The 14,786-nt window shown below is 52.8% G+C and carries 15 protein-coding genes, 1 pseudogene and 1 riboswitch; of the genes and pseudogenes, 9 read left to right on the forward strand and 7 right to left on the reverse strand.

What is annotated here, in order from left to right:
* The first annotated feature begins 214 nt into the window (after positions 1-214).
* Together ACX1DY_RS18755 and ACX1DY_RS18760 are read left to right on the forward strand one after the other, a co-directional pair.
* Positions 215-790 (forward strand): hypothetical protein, encoded by a 576-nt coding sequence (locus tag ACX1DY_RS18755; protein ID WP_458965727.1) that lies wholly within the window; start codon positions 215-217, stop codon positions 788-790.
* A 112-nt stretch (positions 791-902) separates the two neighbouring features.
* A complete protein-coding gene (locus ACX1DY_RS18760) occupies positions 903-1,571 on the forward strand; it encodes an S-layer homology domain-containing protein (protein WP_458965728.1) in 669 nt (222 codons plus the stop codon).
* 71 nt (positions 1,572-1,642) lie between these two features.
* Here ACX1DY_RS18760 and ACX1DY_RS18765 read toward each other — a convergent pair whose 3' ends face one another.
* The 3 genes from ACX1DY_RS18765 to ACX1DY_RS18775 are packed head-to-tail and all read right to left on the reverse strand — an operon-like array spanning position 1,643 to position 3,974.
* Positions 1,643-2,392, reverse strand: coding sequence for an amino acid ABC transporter ATP-binding protein (locus ACX1DY_RS18765; protein WP_458965729.1), 750 nt, complete (start codon positions 2,390-2,392; stop codon positions 1,643-1,645).
* A 13-nt stretch (positions 2,393-2,405) separates the two neighbouring features.
* Complete coding sequence (locus ACX1DY_RS18770; RefSeq protein WP_458965730.1) at positions 2,406-3,074, reverse strand: amino acid ABC transporter permease; 669 nt, start codon at positions 3,072-3,074, stop codon at positions 2,406-2,408.
* 57 nt (positions 3,075-3,131) lie between these two features.
* Positions 3,132-3,974, reverse strand: coding sequence for an amino acid ABC transporter substrate-binding protein (locus tag ACX1DY_RS18775; protein WP_458965731.1), 843 nt, complete (start codon positions 3,972-3,974; stop codon positions 3,132-3,134).
* A gap of 135 nt (positions 3,975-4,109) precedes the next feature.
* Positions 4,110-4,213, forward strand: a riboswitch (TPP riboswitch).
* Between the two features lie 127 nt (positions 4,214-4,340).
* Between ACX1DY_RS18775 and ACX1DY_RS18780 the strand changes: the two genes are divergently transcribed.
* The 6 genes and pseudogenes from ACX1DY_RS18780 to thiE all read left to right on the forward strand — a co-directional run bounded on the left by ACX1DY_RS18780 (position 4,341) and on the right by thiE (position 9,248).
* Complete coding sequence (locus tag ACX1DY_RS18780; RefSeq protein WP_458965732.1) at positions 4,341-5,108, forward strand: ABC transporter ATP-binding protein; 768 nt, start codon at positions 4,341-4,343, stop codon at positions 5,106-5,108.
* A gap of 31 nt (positions 5,109-5,139) precedes the next feature.
* The gene (locus ACX1DY_RS18785; protein ID WP_458965733.1) at positions 5,140-5,865 is read left to right on the forward strand and encodes an ABC transporter permease; all 726 of its coding nucleotides are present in this window, start codon (positions 5,140-5,142) and stop codon (positions 5,863-5,865) included.
* Positions 5,862-6,914, forward strand: coding sequence for an ABC transporter substrate-binding protein (locus tag ACX1DY_RS18790; protein WP_458965734.1), 1,053 nt, complete (start codon positions 5,862-5,864; stop codon positions 6,912-6,914). Before ACX1DY_RS18785 ends, ACX1DY_RS18790 begins: the two co-directional genes overlap by 4 nt.
* 36 nt (positions 6,915-6,950) lie before the next feature.
* The gene (thiM, locus tag ACX1DY_RS18795) at positions 6,951-7,748 is read left to right on the forward strand and encodes a hydroxyethylthiazole kinase (protein ID WP_458965735.1); all 798 of its coding nucleotides are present in this window, start codon (positions 6,951-6,953) and stop codon (positions 7,746-7,748) included.
* Between the two features lie 27 nt (positions 7,749-7,775).
* Positions 7,776-8,567: pseudogene (gene thiD / locus ACX1DY_RS18800) on the forward strand (bifunctional hydroxymethylpyrimidine kinase/phosphomethylpyrimidine kinase); the annotation flags it as partial.
* Positions 8,568-8,624: 57 nt separating this feature from the next.
* Complete coding sequence (gene thiE, locus ACX1DY_RS18805; protein WP_458965924.1) at positions 8,625-9,248, forward strand: thiamine phosphate synthase; 624 nt, start codon at positions 8,625-8,627, stop codon at positions 9,246-9,248.
* Positions 9,249-9,353: 105 nt separating this feature from the next.
* Here the strand turns inward: thiE and ACX1DY_RS18810 are convergent, their stop codons facing one another.
* Positions 9,354-9,899, reverse strand: coding sequence for a GNAT family N-acetyltransferase (locus ACX1DY_RS18810; RefSeq protein ID WP_458965736.1), 546 nt, complete (start codon positions 9,897-9,899; stop codon positions 9,354-9,356).
* A gap of 101 nt (positions 9,900-10,000) precedes the next feature.
* On the opposite strand from ACX1DY_RS18810, the gene ACX1DY_RS18815 reads away from it, so the two are divergent.
* Positions 10,001-11,824, forward strand: coding sequence for an ABC transporter ATP-binding protein (locus ACX1DY_RS18815; protein ID WP_458965737.1), 1,824 nt, complete (start codon positions 10,001-10,003; stop codon positions 11,822-11,824).
* Between the two features lie 10 nt (positions 11,825-11,834).
* On the opposite strand, the gene ACX1DY_RS18820 is transcribed toward ACX1DY_RS18815, so the two are convergent.
* The 3 genes from ACX1DY_RS18820 to asd form a co-directional block, all read right to left on the reverse strand.
* Complete coding sequence (locus tag ACX1DY_RS18820) at positions 11,835-12,779, reverse strand: hypothetical protein (RefSeq protein WP_458965738.1); 945 nt, start codon at positions 12,777-12,779, stop codon at positions 11,835-11,837.
* 21 nt (positions 12,780-12,800) lie between these two features.
* Positions 12,801-13,496, reverse strand: coding sequence for a pseudouridine synthase (locus ACX1DY_RS18825; RefSeq protein WP_458965739.1), 696 nt, complete (start codon positions 13,494-13,496; stop codon positions 12,801-12,803).
* Between the two features lie 159 nt (positions 13,497-13,655).
* Positions 13,656-14,741, reverse strand: coding sequence for an aspartate-semialdehyde dehydrogenase (gene asd, locus ACX1DY_RS18830; protein WP_458965740.1), 1,086 nt, complete (start codon positions 14,739-14,741; stop codon positions 13,656-13,658).
* Positions 14,742-14,786 lie beyond the last annotated feature (45 nt).

Consider the following 14,786-nt stretch of genomic DNA (forward strand, 5'->3'; position numbering starts at 1 on the left):
ATAACAAAAATACCCGCCAAAGAAAAGTGCACTGACCACATTATAACATTCCTCCGGGGAATTCAGTACCAGCCATCAAAAAGAAACGGTTTTGCCGCCATCTGAAAGAAATTCACCTGGCATTCCTGTAGATTAAGCATCCGCCCAAACCGTTCAAAGCCCCCGCTCCATACTTTAAATAGACAGATGATTTAACAAAGTGAGGATGGTTCGGATGGTAAAAGTAAACCTCAAGAAACCCCAGCTTCTTGTAACTGGACGTGTTCTGCGCCAGGTCGCCTGGAGGATGCTGCCTTTTTACCGGAAAATCGCCGGCAATCGCAGCTTCGCTTCGCAATGGACAACCGCTGTCGTTACCTCTGATCTTAGTAGGATGGGCAGGCTGCTCGCCCGCATTCCGGCACTTGCTAAGGTGGAGCATTTCGGAACAAACGGCATCGGCTACTTCATCTCCTTTCCTTTTCCGCCGCCGGTTGATTACTATACGAACGGAACGACAATCCTGCCGGGCTCGGTGCAGTTTACGTTTGATACAAAGGCGCACCGCAGTATAGCCCTGGCCGTGATCCCGCTGTACCGCAAGCTGGCTGTAAGCCCCTCCTTCGCCAAAAGCTTCGCAGCCGCAATCCGCCGGAAGGACAATAAAGCTGTAGACGTTATGGTCCGCGGGCTGGTCAAGGCCGATTCACTGAAATCAGTGACCATAGAAGAGCATGGAGTAGCGCTGCTGTTCCATACCAGGTTCAGTGAATATTTCTACCGGAACCTGCTGTTTCAAGAAACAATGTAGACATTCGTGTGGAACAAATATGAAGGAGTCTGCAACCTTTCCATATTCTGCTCCGTCAAGGGAATTGAACAGGCCAAGCGGCCTTAACCCTACTGATAGAGGTGGAATTCAGATGATGATCAAAAAAAGCTTTTTTGCAGCAATTACAACCGTTTCGCTTCTCTCGTTCTCACTAGCAGGGCAAATCTTTGCCGCTGACAGCAGCTTCAAAGACATTGACACCGTAGCCGGCAAGGACAAAATCAGCTCCCTGAAGGAGCAAGGCCTGATCAAAGGGATTTCCGATACCCAGTTCCTGCCCGGAGCCAAGGTAACAACAGCTCAAGGCATACAGTTTATCTCCGGCGGCCTTCAGCTTAGCCTTGCGGCAATAGATTTCACCAAAGCGCCTGTAGCCAGCGGAATTTTCACAAAAGTAAAGGACAACGCCTGGTACGCGGATGCCTTCATCAACGCCCACTACAATGGCATCGAAATTGCTCCCGATATTGATCCTTCGAAGCCGATCACCAAGGAATTGTTCACTAATCTGCTGATTCAAGGGATCGAGAAGGTTGGCAATCTGCCGATGATCAAGCTTGTTCCTGTAGAAATCAAGGATGCGGATGCCCTTGAGCCTTCCTATCAGGGAAGCGTTCAGCGCTCGCTGAAATACAATATCAACACTCTGGATGCAAACGGCAAATTTAATCCAAAAAGCGAAATCACACGCGCTGAAGCGGCTGTTATGGTGTACAACGCTTTGGAATACCTGAAAACCAGCGCAGCGCCGCAAAGCTAATATCGAGGCAAAAGCTCCAACAACAAAACGGCAGTCCGGGTCGGGATTCCCCGCCTGAACTGCCGTTTTTATTATTCCTCACCGCTTAACCGGTTCAAAAACTGCAAGGCCCGCAGATTCCTTGGATGCTTCAGCACCTGCTGCGGCGTGCCCTGCTCCAAAATAACGCCATTATCCATCATAATGATCTGGTCCGCCACATCTGCGGCAAATTTCATTTCATGCGTGACGATAACCATCGTCATACCCTCGGCGGCAAGCTGCCTGATCACCTTCAGCACTTCGCCCACTAGTTCGGGATCAAGCGCTGAGGTTGGCTCATCAAAGAGCAGCACCTCCGGCTCCACCGCCATCGCCCGGGCAATGGCCACCCGCTGCTGCTGGCCACCCGACAATTGATGCGGATAGGCATCCCCCTTGTCTGCCAGGCCAACCTTGGTCAGGAGCTCTATTCCCCGCTTACGCGCATCCGCCTTGGAGCGCTTCTGAACCGTAACCTGGCCCTCCATCACATTGCCAAGTGCGGTCATATGCGGGAACAGGTTGTACGATTGAAAGACCATACCTGTCCTTTGACGAAGCGCCAGTACCGAACGCAGCTGGATTTTACTAGTAGGTGCAAATTCAAGCTGCAAGTCATCCAGCTTCAGGCTTCCCCGGTCAGGCCTCTCCAGCAGGTTGAAGCAGCGCAGCAGTGTTGTTTTGCCGGAGCCTGAAGGCCCGATGATCACCTGCACCTTACCGTGCTCCACGGTGAGATTCACACCCTTCAATACATGCAACGAACCGAAAAATTTATGCACATCACGGATTTCTATCACGGGATATTCCTCCTTATCTTGCCGAGTAGCGGTCAAGCCGTTTCTCCAGGTAGCTTTGCAGCACTGACAGCACGGAACAGAACAGCAGATAGAACAACGCAGCCTCGGTGTATAGGAGCATCGGTTCATAAGTGGTCGCCGTTATTTGCTGTGCGGTTTTGAAAATTTCCACATAAGTAATCGTAGCAGCAAGCGAGGTATCCTTGACCAGACTGATAAAGGAATTGGATAAAGGCGGAACCGAAACACGCGCTGCCTGCGGCAGAATGATCCGCCGAAGCGCCTGTCTGCGGGTCATTCCAACAGAAAATGCCGCTTCCCACTGACCTTCAGGAATGGACAGCACCGCAGCCCGCACAATCTCGGAGGAATAAGCGCCTACACTGAGCGTGAAGCCAATCGTAGCGGCAGTAAACGGATCGAGGATGATACCCACAGCCGGCAAGCCATAGAAAATGATGAACAACTGAACCAGCAGCGGTGTTCCGCGGATGATCCAAACATAGAATCGCGCAATCAGCTTCGGCAACGTCCACGGCGAAAGCCGGATGAGTGCGGTACACACGGCAAGCAGCAACCCCAGAATGAAGGAGACCACAGCCAGCGGAATGGTAAAAGCCACCCCGGCTTTCAGCAGGGGCAGCAAGGAATCCAGGAAAATTTGTATTTTGCGATCATCCATTGATCAGACCTCCTTCCCGGAAATTCAGGGACCAGCACTCCCGAACACACCGGTAATTTATTTGGATACATCAGCACCGAAATATTTCTCGGAAATTTTCAGGTACGTTCCATCGCTTTTCATAGCTGACAGCGCTTCGTTTACCGCCTTCACCAGCTCATCATTGCCTTTCAGGAACGTAGCCGCACTATGTGAGCCTTCAGCGATTTCATCGACAACCTTAATTTTCACATCCGGTCTCTGCTTTTTCAGATCCAGATAGGACAGGCCATCGTTCACGGTTGCATCAATCCGGCCCGAGGTCAGCAGGTCAATGGCTTGGTTGAAGCCCTCAATGGCGACAATCTCAGCACCGTTCTCACGGGCGATAGCGGATAGATTGCTGGTTAGTGACTGGCCGGCTTTTTTGCCTTTCAGGTCTGCAAAGGATTTGATGTCTTTATTCTTCTCGCTGACAATCAGCACTGCCTTGGAGACAATGTATGGATCGGAAAAAGCATATTTCACCTTGCGTTCATCCGTAATCGACACCTCATTAAAAATCACATCAAACCGCTTGGCATCCATACCGGCAAAAAGGCCATCCCACTGCGTCTCAAAAAACTCCGGCTGAACCCCCAGCCGTTTGGCTACCTCCTCGGCGATTTCCACGTCAAATCCCGTCAGCTTGCCGGAGGTATCATGAAAAGTAAAGGGAGCATACGTGCCTTCGGTGCCAATGCGCAGCTTACCACTCGCCTTTATGGCTTCCAGGCTGTTCTGCGCTGCCGGGGCAGCCGTTGCCGCACCTTCGCTTGGCGTAGCAGACTGCACTGCCGCATTATTGCCCTTATTATTGCCGCAGGCCGCCGCCAGTAACACCGTAAGCAGCAGCAGGATGGTCAGGCTTATTTTTTTCATGATCTATGTCCCCTCTCATCTGAAAAATCTTCGGGATTAGCATCCCCAAAAACTACCCGCTCACTCAGCTCGTCCGTTGACATCAAGCCTGAATATGATATATTAATTAGCAATTGTGAATTCAATATCGACCTGTTATTTCACTAGGGGAGTCTGCCGACTGAGACGAAGCCTTAAGCTTCGGACCCTTGGAACCTGATCTGGATCATACCAGCGGAGGGAAGTGGAACAGAATTGCTCAGCGGTACCGCTTCATGCTGTCTAGCTGAACCTTTCAGACCCATTTGTCTCCTCCAGAGACGGATGGGTCTTTATTGTGTCCATTAAGTATCGCTACATACGAAGGAGGCTTGCTTACATACGAATATGATCTCTATTACTAACCTGTCCTATTCTTTTGATGCATCATCCGGGGCTCCGGTATTCTCCGGGCTATCCATGAACGTCAGCCAGGGCGAATTCATCTCCATTGTCGGGGCCAGCGGCTGCGGCAAAAGCACGCTCTTCAAGATTATTGCCGGACTTCTGCCCCACTCCGGCGGTGAGATCAGCATTCACGGTCACCCCTCTGGGGATCCTTCCTCGCGCTTAGGGCAGGTTGCCTATATGCCGCAGCAGGACCTGCTGCTGCCCTGGCGGACTGTGCTGGACAACTGCCTGCTGCCTTGGGAGCTGAAGCAGATTGGCAGCAAGGCTGAGGCCGCTGCGCAGATCCGTGAAATGCTGGTCCGCTTCGGCTTGGCAGGAACGGAGACAGCCTATCCCGCAGAACTGTCAGGCGGGATGCGCCAAAGGGTTGCCCTGCTGCGCACTCTTGCCGCCGGGAATGAGCTGATGCTGCTGGATGAGCCGTTTGGGGCGCTGGATGCGATTACGAAACGCGAGCTGCACCGCTGGCTGCTCTCGCTGTGGAGCAGCCTTGAGAAGACGGTGCTGTTCATCACCCATGATCTGGAGGAGGCCTTGCTGCTCAGCGACCGGATCTATCTGATGTCCGGCGGCGCAAACGGCGGCTTGCAGGAGCTGGCTGTAGATTTGCCGCGCCCGAGACATTACAAAATGAACTATGAACCGCAGTTTGTCGCCCTGCGGGAGGATTTGGAGCGGAGGCTATATGAGAGCCGCATTTTGTAGAAAAGCACTTAGGAATTACGGGCCTTTTGCTATGCTGGCAGTGCTTACTTTTATCGCCTGGGAGATCGTATCGCGTCTGGGGCTGATCCCCTCGTTCATCCTCCCTGCTCCTTCCGCAATCTTCATGGCGCTTGTCCGGCAAAGAGGGCTGCTGTTCGGAGTGCATTTGCCCGCGACACTAGAGGAGGTACTGCTCGGGTTTGCCCTGTCGGTGTGCTGCGGCTTGCTGCTCGGGACCGGGATGCACATGTTCACTCCGCTGGAGAAGGCGCTATACCCTCTGCTCGTTATCAGCCAGACGATACCGCTGATTGCACTGTCGCCAATTTTTATTATGTGGTTCGGCTATACGCTATGGAGCAAGGTTGCGGTGGTGTTCCTGACCGCCTTTTTCCCGGTGGTGATAGGGACCTATGATGGTCTGCATAAAAGTGGGGCGATATACCAGGAACTGCTGCTGACCCTTGGCGCGAACCGCTGGCAGATCCTGCGGAAGACGCAGATTCCGCCGGCGCTGCCTCCTTTTTTCTCTGGACTCAAGCTCTCCATTGTCTACTGTGTGATTGGGGCAACCATCGGCGAATGGCTGGGCGGCAGCAAGGGACTCGGTTATTTCAGCCGCCGGATGGCCGGAAATCTGCAGAGCGCAGAAATGTTCGCCGCCGTTGTCCTGCTGTCTGCGATCGGTGTCGCCTTGTTTCTAAGCATAACCTTGCTTGAAAGGATCATTTTGAAGAAAAGAGGTATTTATCGGTGAAAATTATCCGCTACGTAAATTCTGTAAGGAAAAGGAAGCTGTCCCTAGCTCCCCTCATATTGCTGCTGTGTCTTGGACTGGTTGCCAGCGGCTGTGGAGCCAGCAATAATGCTGCCCCTTCCGGTTCTGCTCCGGCTAAAGAAGACGCTCCGCGCCACAAGCTCACCATAATGCTCGACTGGTATCCGAATGCAGTCCACTCCTTCCTGTATGCCGCACAGCAGAATGGCTATTTCGCCGAAGAAGGTCTGGACGTGGATATCCAGATGCCTGCTGACAGCAATGACGCCCTGAAGCTGGTGGCCGCAGGAAAAGTTGATCTGGCCCTAAGCTACCAGCCGCAGGTGCTGATGGCCCGTGGCGAGCAGATTCCGGTCAAATCAGTTGCAGCCATCGTGAGGCATCCGCTGAATCACCTGATGGTTCCGGCTGACAGCGGCATCAAGAGCCCCAAAGATCTGGCGGGCAAAGCAGCCGGTTATTCCTCCGTCCCGCTCTATGAAGCGATGCTGAAAACTATGGTCAAGACCGATGGAGGCGATCCTGGTGCCGTCAATCTGATTGACGTGGGCTTTGACCTGATTCCCGCTATTTCCACCGGACGGGTGGACGGGATTATCGGCGGCTTCATTAACCATGAGCAGCTCATTCTGGAGAAGGAAGGCCATCCCGTAACCTCACTTGATCCGACGGATTACGGCGTACCCGACTATTATGAGCTGGTTCTTGTCGCCAGCGAGCAGGGTCTCCAGAACTCAAAGGCCGAGATCCAGAAGTTCATTAATGCGGTACGAAAGGGACAGAAGTTTGTGGAGGAGCAGCCGCAGCAGGCGCTGGACCTCCTGATCGCGCATGAGGATGCCACAGCTCCGCTCGACAAGGACATTGAAACTAAAAGTCTGCAAATTCTGCTGCCGCTGATGGATGCGGGCGATCAGCCGTTTGGCTATCAGGACCCTGAATCCTGGGACAAGGTGCAGAAGTGGCTAAGTAACAACGGGCTGCTGACCGGAGAGGTCAATAGCCAGGAGGCTTTTATTAATTTGTAGGGTATAGCGTTAAAAAACTTTTAGGAGTGATAAATAATGTCATTTTTATCCAGAGTACGGGAAAGCAATCCGCTGGTGCATAACATTACGAATATCGTGGTGGCGAACTTCAGCGCGAACGGGCTATTGGCCTTGGGCGCTTCGCCCTTTATGGCCGATGCGCATGAAGAAGTAGCAGACATAGCGGCTATGTCGGGGGCTGTCGTGCTCAACATCGGCACCCTGAACGACTATGCCATCAGCTCCATGCTCCTGGCCGGACAAGCCGCTAACCGCCATCAGGTGCCAGTGGTACTTGATCCGGTGGGTGCCGGAGCCACCGCGTACCGTACAGAGGTTACGCATAAGCTCGTGAACGGCATGCAGATTACCGCGCTGCGCGGCAACGTTGCCGAGGTGGCCCATGTAGTCGGAGAGAGCTGGAGCATTAAAGGCGTGGATGCCGGAGCTGGAGACGGCGATGTGGTCGCACTCGCGGTAAAAGCTGCACAGAAGCTGAATTGTGTCGTGATCATCACCGGCAAGGAGGATGTCATCACAGATGGCAGCAGTACCTATGTGGTCAGCAACGGGCATCCCATTCTGACCAAGGTTACCGGTACAGGCTGTCTGCTCAGTGCGGTTGTGGGCGCTTTTCTGGCGGCCAGCGGCGGAGCCTGGCTGGAAGCGGCGGCGGAAGCCCTCTCCTTCTATGGCGTTGCTGCCGAGATTGCCGCCGAGCGGACGAACGGCCAGGGTCCGGGCAGCTTCCAGCCCGAATTCTTAAATCAACTGGCTCTCGTTACTCCGGAAATATACACCGAACACTCCCGTGTACAGCGGCTTGGACAATAACGGCAGGCTATCAAAGGAGAATTTATGATGTCAAAAGTATTCAAGGCATTAACTGTCGCCGGTTCCGACAGCGGCGGTGGTGCCGGCATTCAAGCCGACCTCAAAACCTTTCAGGAGCTTGGGGTATACGGCATGTCCGCGCTTACGGCGGTGACGGCACAGAACACGCTGGGCGTCCAGGGCGTATATCCGCTCGAAGCGGAAGCTGTTGCTGCCCAGCTCGATTCGGTAGGAAGTGATCTGGTGCCGGATGCGGTCAAAACAGGCATGCTGTTTAGCAGCGGGTTAATTCGCGTGGTGGCCGACAAGGTCCGGCAATACGACTGGACCAAGCTTATCGTCGATCCGGTGATGATTGCCAAGGGCGGTTCCCCCCTGCTCCAGCAGGAGGCCGTACAAGCGCTGATTACCACGCTGCTGCCGCTAGCCTTAGTCGTCACGCCGAACATTCCTGAAGCGGAAGTCCTCACCGGGATGACAATCGCCTCTATGACCGACCGCGAAGCAGCCGCCAAGCTTATTCATGCAATGGGACCGCAGTACGTGGTGCTCAAGGGCGGCCATGATGAAGAAACAGCCCTAGTGACGGACCTGCTCTATGACGGGCAGGAATTCGCCTATATGGAGAGCCCGCGCATTCATACCCGGCATACGCATGGAACGGGCTGCACCTATTCGGCAGCGGTTGCCGCCGGATTGGCCAAGGGTCAGGGGATCGCAGAAGCAACCCGCATCGCCAAAGCTTTTATCCAGGCGGCGATTGAAGACAGCTTGAACCTTGGAGCGGGACATGGGCCAACGAATCATTTTGCTTATCAGAACAGACTTCGGGGGGGTGCGGCAATGAACCGGATCAGCAGTGAACACATGCGGGGAATGCTGAAGCTGTATTTCATTATGGGCAGTGTGAATTGCCGGAGATCACCACTCGATACTCTTGCGGCGGCCATTGAAGGCGGTGTAACCATGTTCCAGTTTCGTGAAAAGGGCCAAGGCGCGCTGACCGGACAGGCATACTTCGAGCTGGCGAAGCAGCTTCAGCGGAGCTGCCGGGAGCATAGTGTCCCTTTTATCGTGAACGATGATATCGAGCTGGCGGTTGCCCTTGATGCGGATGGCGTTCATGTCGGCCAGAGCGATGCGCCGGCCCGTTCCATCCGCCAGCGTCTCGGAGCGCACAAAATCGTCGGCGTCTCCGCCCATACCCTGGACGAAGCGCGGCAGGCAATCGCTGACGGAGCGGACTACCTGGGAGTCGGCCCCGTCTATCCGACCAGCTCCAAGGATGACGCCGAAGCCGTTCAGGGAACTGCTGTAATTGAGGAGCTTCGGCAGAGCGGGCTCACTATTCCCCTCGTTGGCATCGGCGGGATAACGGCAGCGAATACCCCCCCGGTGATCAAGGCTGGCGCAGATGGTGTTTCCGTGATCTCAGCAATTGCCGGTGCGGAGGACATCAGCGGAGCAGCGCGGGAATTCCTGCGGGCGATACAGCCTTAGCAGATTTAGCATCAGCCTGCGGGTCCACCGCTTGGCCCGGATTGAACAAAAAGCACAGCAGCCTGAAATGCGGCGCTGTGCTTTTTGTTCCTTTTAAATGAGGTGTTATTCGCTCCATCTTCCCATCACAACCGTGTTGTAGTAGCTGCCGTCAGACAGAAGCTTGTCTTTTAGCAGCACGCCTTCAACTTCGAATCCCAGCTTGCGGTAGAGGTTAATGGCGCTGCTGTTGATCTCCAGCACATACAAGGACATTTTGCGGATGCCGCTGGAATCGGCCCAGGCAATCGAGGTTTGCAAAAGATTATTCCCGATGCCGTAGCCCCAATATTCCTGCAGCACTCCTATTCCAAACTCCACTTTATGCGCTAGCCGTTGTAAACTATTGCCTTCACATCTGGAGAATCCAGCGATTCTGTCATTCACAACCGCCACCAGAAAAAGGTTCCTGTCATTTGCGGTATCCCTTTGAATGAGCTGTTCAAAACCTTCTGCATCAATATAACCCTCACCGCGTACACGGTCCAGGTTCTCTGTCTCTCCATCAATCTGCAACCGGACCTCAGAGAGCTCCTGTGCATCTGCAGGCACTGCGGATCTTATGGTGTAGCTTAATCCGTTTCGGGTGAATTGCTGTGGCTCAATTTTCATGCTGTACCCCCCTTCCCATTCAATTAGTTAATTTACATCAGCCTGATATTGGCGTATTATCCAGAAGGAAGTAACTAATATTCAGAAGCTGGTGATTTACAATGTCAAGAGGTTTCGGATCGGTGGGCAGCGGCGGCCACGGCAAATTGAAATTCGCTGATGATGAAGTGAAGCCCAATCTGTCCAAAGCGCTGCTGCTGCGCATATCCAAATATTTCTTGCCGTACTGGAAGCAAACGCTCCTGGTAATGGCTGAACTAATTGTATCCGCTGTACTGGGTCTGCTGCCGCCCCTGCTGATCCAGAAAATTATCGACGTGGCACTGCCTGATAAAAACCTTGAGCTGCTCATTGTGCTCGTTGTCGCTTCGCTGGGTACGACTGTCGCAACCGGTCTGCTGGGTGTGCTGCAGAATTATTTGAATTCTTTTATCTCGCAAAATATTGTCCATGATATGAAAAACCAGATGTACCGCCATTTGCAGAGGATGCCCCTGCAGTTCTACTCGGGAGTCCAGCAAGGCGAAGTGATCACGCGCATGACGAGCGATATTTCAGGCGTTCAAGGCGTGTTCAGCAGCACGGTTGTCAATTTTGCCAGCAATCTGCTGATCCTCGTCGCCACTACCGGGACATTGTTCCTCATGAACTGGAAGCTGGCGATCCTCGGTGTGCTTGTCGTCCCTCTGTTTGTAGTGCCCACCCGAAAAATGGGCAACGTGCGCTGGAAGCTGGCCAAACAGACCCAGGAAAAAATTTCCGAGCAGAATCAGGTGATCCAGGAAACGCTCAGCATCAGCGGATATCTGCTAATGAAGCTGTTCACCAAGGAAGCAGCGGAGTATGCAAACTTCACCACCATCAACGCTGAAGCGACACGCCTGCAAATCCGGGAATCCATGGCCGGCCGCTGGTTCCTGATGGTGCTGTCCACCTTTACCAGTATTGGTCCGATGCTGATTTATCTGTATGGCGGTTATCTTTTTATTCAAGGCGAGCTGTCCATAGGAGCCATTGTCGCCTTTGTCGCACTGCTGGGCAGACTCTACGGGCCTGTGATGCAGCTCACGAATCTGTATGTAGATATCAAGCGCTCAACAGCACTTTTTGAACGGATTTTTGACTATTTTGACATGGAGCCGCTGATTGTGGATGAGCCCCAAGCAATGCCGATCAGCGCAGCAGGTAAAAGCATCGAATTTCAGGATGTCTATTTTGCCTACCAGCCGGATAAACCGGCCATACGCGGAATCTCCTTCACCGCTGCCGCCGGAACACTGACTGCACTGGTCGGGCCCAGCGGGGGAGGCAAAACTACGATCACGAACCTCATTCCGCGCCTCTATGAAATCCAATCGGGAGCCATCACCATTGGCGGCAGAAGCATTCGTGAATTTACACTAGAGTCGCTGCGTTCGCAGATTGGCCTCGTGACGCAGGATACCTACCTTTTTAACGGAACCATTCGCGAAAATCTTGTATATGCAAACAGCGGCGCCAGTGAACCGGAGATCATTGCCGCCTGCCAGGCCGCCTACATCCATGACTTTATTATGGGTCTGCCGGATGGTTACAGCACCGTAGTGGGCAACCGGGGAATCAAGCTGTCCGGCGGCGAGAAGCAGCGGATATCCATTGCCAGAGTGCTGCTCAAGAACCCTCCGGTCATCATTATGGACGAAGCAACATCATCACTTGACACAGCATCTGAGTTCTATATTCAACAAGCGATGTTCTCCCTGCTGCAGGGCAAAACCAGTATCGTCATCGCCCACAGGCTCTCCACAATCATGGCGGCTGATCAAATTCTGGTCGTCCAGGCCGGCTCAATCATCGAGGAAGGCACACATCAGTCACTGCTGGAGAAAAATGGCGTGTACAAGGACCTGTATGACAAGCAGTTTGAGCCAAAGGTGTTGACTTAGCAGAACCGGGTTACTTGGACTCTGTGGTACGCAGCGGTTTCAGCTTTTTCATCCAGCCGTTGATGTGATCATAGGAGCCTGTTTTGATCGTATTCAAGTAAGTGTCCACAAACCCTCCGTCTCCGGAGGTCTGTCCCGCCAGCTTATAGAACTCAGGAAAAAGAGCCTTGGCTTCATCCAAGCGGTCCAGCACAAGATAGGCATCTAGGAGCACTTCCAGGGTGCCTTCGGTTGGATCTGCCTTGTAATTCTTATCCCCTTGCAGCAATTGCTTCTCCCAATATTGACGAGTTTTTGCCGCGTTAGGAACATATTGATTACCCTTGAGCTCATACGCGGCAAATAACGTGGGTCCCAGCGGCATCTGACCGGAATAAGGGCTTGCCAGCAGCTCCGGGCTGCCGTCCTGATCCACATCCTCATATTTCAGCAGAACATTGTCATGCACGGTAACCTTCATAGCTCCGTCTACTTTTTCCAGAACGATATAGGCCGACTCTGGACGGTTATCCGCCAGACTGAACATAAATGTAGGCCGGTTGTTCTGCATAAGTGACTCTGTCCAAATGTTCTTCGCTTTATTCGAGATATAGCCGCCTTCAATGGTCAAACCGGCCTGCTGGCTGTCAAAAAGAACCTCCTGCTTATTCGTTATCAAAAATTGCGTATAGTCAAAATCGCCGCTGTTCCAGTAATAAACCTCATAGGTCTGCCCGTCCAGCGAAGCGGATTCCTTATGGACAAAACCGGAATATTTCTTCTCAATTGACACAGCAGGTGAGGGTGATGCTGTCAGAGATGGCTGAGCGGATGCAGCCGCTGAAATGGTTGGCGAAGCTGTAGCTGTTGCCGTTGCCGCGGGAGTTTCCGTTGGGTCTGCTGCCTGTTTAGCACCTGATGACGAGCACCCCGTAACTATCAATAAAGTAATAAAAAAGCTCACATATTTTTTCATTCGGGTCTCCTCCACAATGATTCAGTCGTTTAGACGGTCAAGAAGCTCTGACAGCTCATCGTTCCCCAGGTGCCTCCACTGCCCTCTTTCCAGTCCGTTCAAAGTAATATTCATAATACGTATTCGCTCCAGACGGAGTACACGATAGCCCAGCTCCTTGCTCATGCGGCGGATTTGCAGATTAAGTCCCTGGGTAAGAATAATTCCGAATTGGGCTTCGCTTATCTTATAGGTCGTGCATGGTTTGGTCCGGGTCCCCAGGATTTCTACGCCTCCGGCCATGTTCTCCAGGAATTCTTCAGTCACGGGTTTATCGACGGTAACGACGTATTCCTTTTCATGCCCGTTCTCCGAGCGCATCATTTGGTTCACAATACTTCCGTCATTCGTCAAAAGGATCAGACCCTCGGACTGTTTGTCCAGCCTGCCAATGGCGAAGATCCGGGAAGGATATCCGACAAAATCAATAATATTCCCCTCCACCTGACGCGCCGAAGTACAAGTAATGCCTATAGGCTTGTTAAGCGCCAGATATACAGGCTCTCTTTCGACAATAGTAATGGGAGCACCGTCTACAGCAACAATGTCCTCCGGCTCCACATTGTCTCCTTTTTCACATACCCTGCCGTTGATCGTAATCCGTCCGGCGGAAATCATCCTGTCGGTTTCTCTGCGCGGGTATAGCCCTGTTTCACTTATGTATTTGTTAATTCGCATGCATACGCCCGCTTTCCTGTTCTCTAAATAAAAGACACCTGAAATTTCCTTGTTATATCTTACCATTTCTCAGGACTGATGTCAGGTGAACGCACAAACAGCCTATCAGAGTAGCTCTGGCAGGCTGTTTGTATGCAAATACTATTTAAGGTCCAGGGATTACTTCGGCTGAATATAACCTTCAGCTTTCAGCAGCTCCGCGATCAGAACAGCACCGCCCGCTGCGCCCCGTACCGTATTATGAGACAGGCTGACGAATTTGTAGTCGTACAATGAATCCTCACGGAGTCTGCCGGCCGAAATTCCCATCCCGTTCTCGATGTCACGGTCAAGCCTCGTCTGCGGACGGTTATCCTCTTCGAAATAAGTGATGAACTGCTTAGGTGCGCTTGGCAGCCCCAACTCCTGAGGACGGCCCTTGTAGCTGTTCCAGCGTTCAAGAATCTCTTCCTTGGATGGCTTCTGCTCAAAGGATGCAAACACCGCAGCCATATGTCCGTCAGCGACAGGCACACGGATGCATTGGGTGGTGATGACTGGCTGTTCGCTTTTGACAATACCATTGTCGGTCACGTTTCCCCAGATCCGCAGCGGCTCCTGCTCACTCTTCTCTTCCTCGCCGCCAATGAACGGAATTACATTATCAATCATCTCCGGCCAATCGGCAAAGGTCTTGCCGGCCCCGGAAATCGCCTGGTAGGTTGTAACGACAACCTTCGAAGGCTTGAAATCATGCAGCGCATGCAGTGTAGGCATGTAGCTCTGAATGGAACAGTTAGGCTTCACTGCGATAAAGCCGGTTTCGGTTCCCAGACGTTTCCGCTGCTGGGCAATAACCTTGAGATGCTCCGGGTTGATCTCAGGAATCACCATCGGAACATCCGGTGTCCAGCGGTGTGCGGAGTTGTTCGAAATAACCGGCGTTCCGGTGCGTGCATACGCCTCTTCCAGCGTCTTGATCTCTTCCTTCTTCATATCTACGGCGCAGAAGATCAGATCCACATCTGCAGCCACTTCCTCTACCCTCGAGGCATCCTGAACCATGATGCTCTTGACAGCCTCCGGCATCGGTGTGGACAGCTTCCATCTGTTATTTACCGACTCTTCATAGGTTTTCCCAGCCGATTTGGCGCTGGCGGCGATAGCCGTCACTTGAAACCAAGGATGATTCTCAAGAAGTGCAATAAAACGCTGACCCACCATGCCTGTACCGCCGACAATACCCGCTCTCAACTTACTTGACATAAGAAATTCATTTCCTTTCAAGCAGCACGTCGATAAGTGCTTTTT

This window comes from Paenibacillus sp. BAC0078, assembly GCF_054483875.1.

What these genes read in the sequence shown, in the direction of transcription:
- ACX1DY_RS18820 (WP_458965738.1), bottom strand. Translation starts at nt 12,779, where the DNA reads ATGAAAAAATATGTGAGCTTTTTTATTACTTTATTGATAGTTACGGGG.
- ACX1DY_RS18755 (WP_458965727.1), top strand. Translation starts at nt 215, where the DNA reads ATGGTAAAAGTAAACCTCAAGAAACCCCAGCTTCTTGTAACTGGACGT.
- ACX1DY_RS18780 (WP_458965732.1), top strand. Translation starts at nt 4,341, where the DNA reads ATGATCTCTATTACTAACCTGTCCTATTCTTTTGATGCATCATCCGGG.
- thiM (WP_458965735.1), top strand. Translation starts at nt 6,951, where the DNA reads ATGTCATTTTTATCCAGAGTACGGGAAAGCAATCCGCTGGTGCATAAC.
- ACX1DY_RS18775 (WP_458965731.1), bottom strand. Translation starts at nt 3,974, where the DNA reads ATGAAAAAAATAAGCCTGACCATCCTGCTGCTGCTTACGGTGTTACTG.
- ACX1DY_RS18810 (WP_458965736.1), bottom strand. Translation starts at nt 9,899, where the DNA reads ATGAAAATTGAGCCACAGCAATTCACCCGAAACGGATTAAGCTACACC.
- ACX1DY_RS18760 (WP_458965728.1), top strand. Translation starts at nt 903, where the DNA reads ATGATGATCAAAAAAAGCTTTTTTGCAGCAATTACAACCGTTTCGCTT.
- asd (WP_458965740.1), bottom strand. Translation starts at nt 14,741, where the DNA reads ATGTCAAGTAAGTTGAGAGCGGGTATTGTCGGCGGTACAGGCATGGTG.
- ACX1DY_RS18770 (WP_458965730.1), bottom strand. Translation starts at nt 3,074, where the DNA reads ATGGATGATCGCAAAATACAAATTTTCCTGGATTCCTTGCTGCCCCTG.
- ACX1DY_RS18825 (WP_458965739.1), bottom strand. Translation starts at nt 13,496, where the DNA reads ATGCGAATTAACAAATACATAAGTGAAACAGGGCTATACCCGCGCAGA.
- ACX1DY_RS18815 (WP_458965737.1), top strand. Translation starts at nt 10,001, where the DNA reads ATGTCAAGAGGTTTCGGATCGGTGGGCAGCGGCGGCCACGGCAAATTG.
- thiE (WP_458965924.1), top strand. Translation starts at nt 8,625, where the DNA reads ATGCTGAAGCTGTATTTCATTATGGGCAGTGTGAATTGCCGGAGATCA.
- ACX1DY_RS18785 (WP_458965733.1), top strand. Translation starts at nt 5,140, where the DNA reads ATGCTGGCAGTGCTTACTTTTATCGCCTGGGAGATCGTATCGCGTCTG.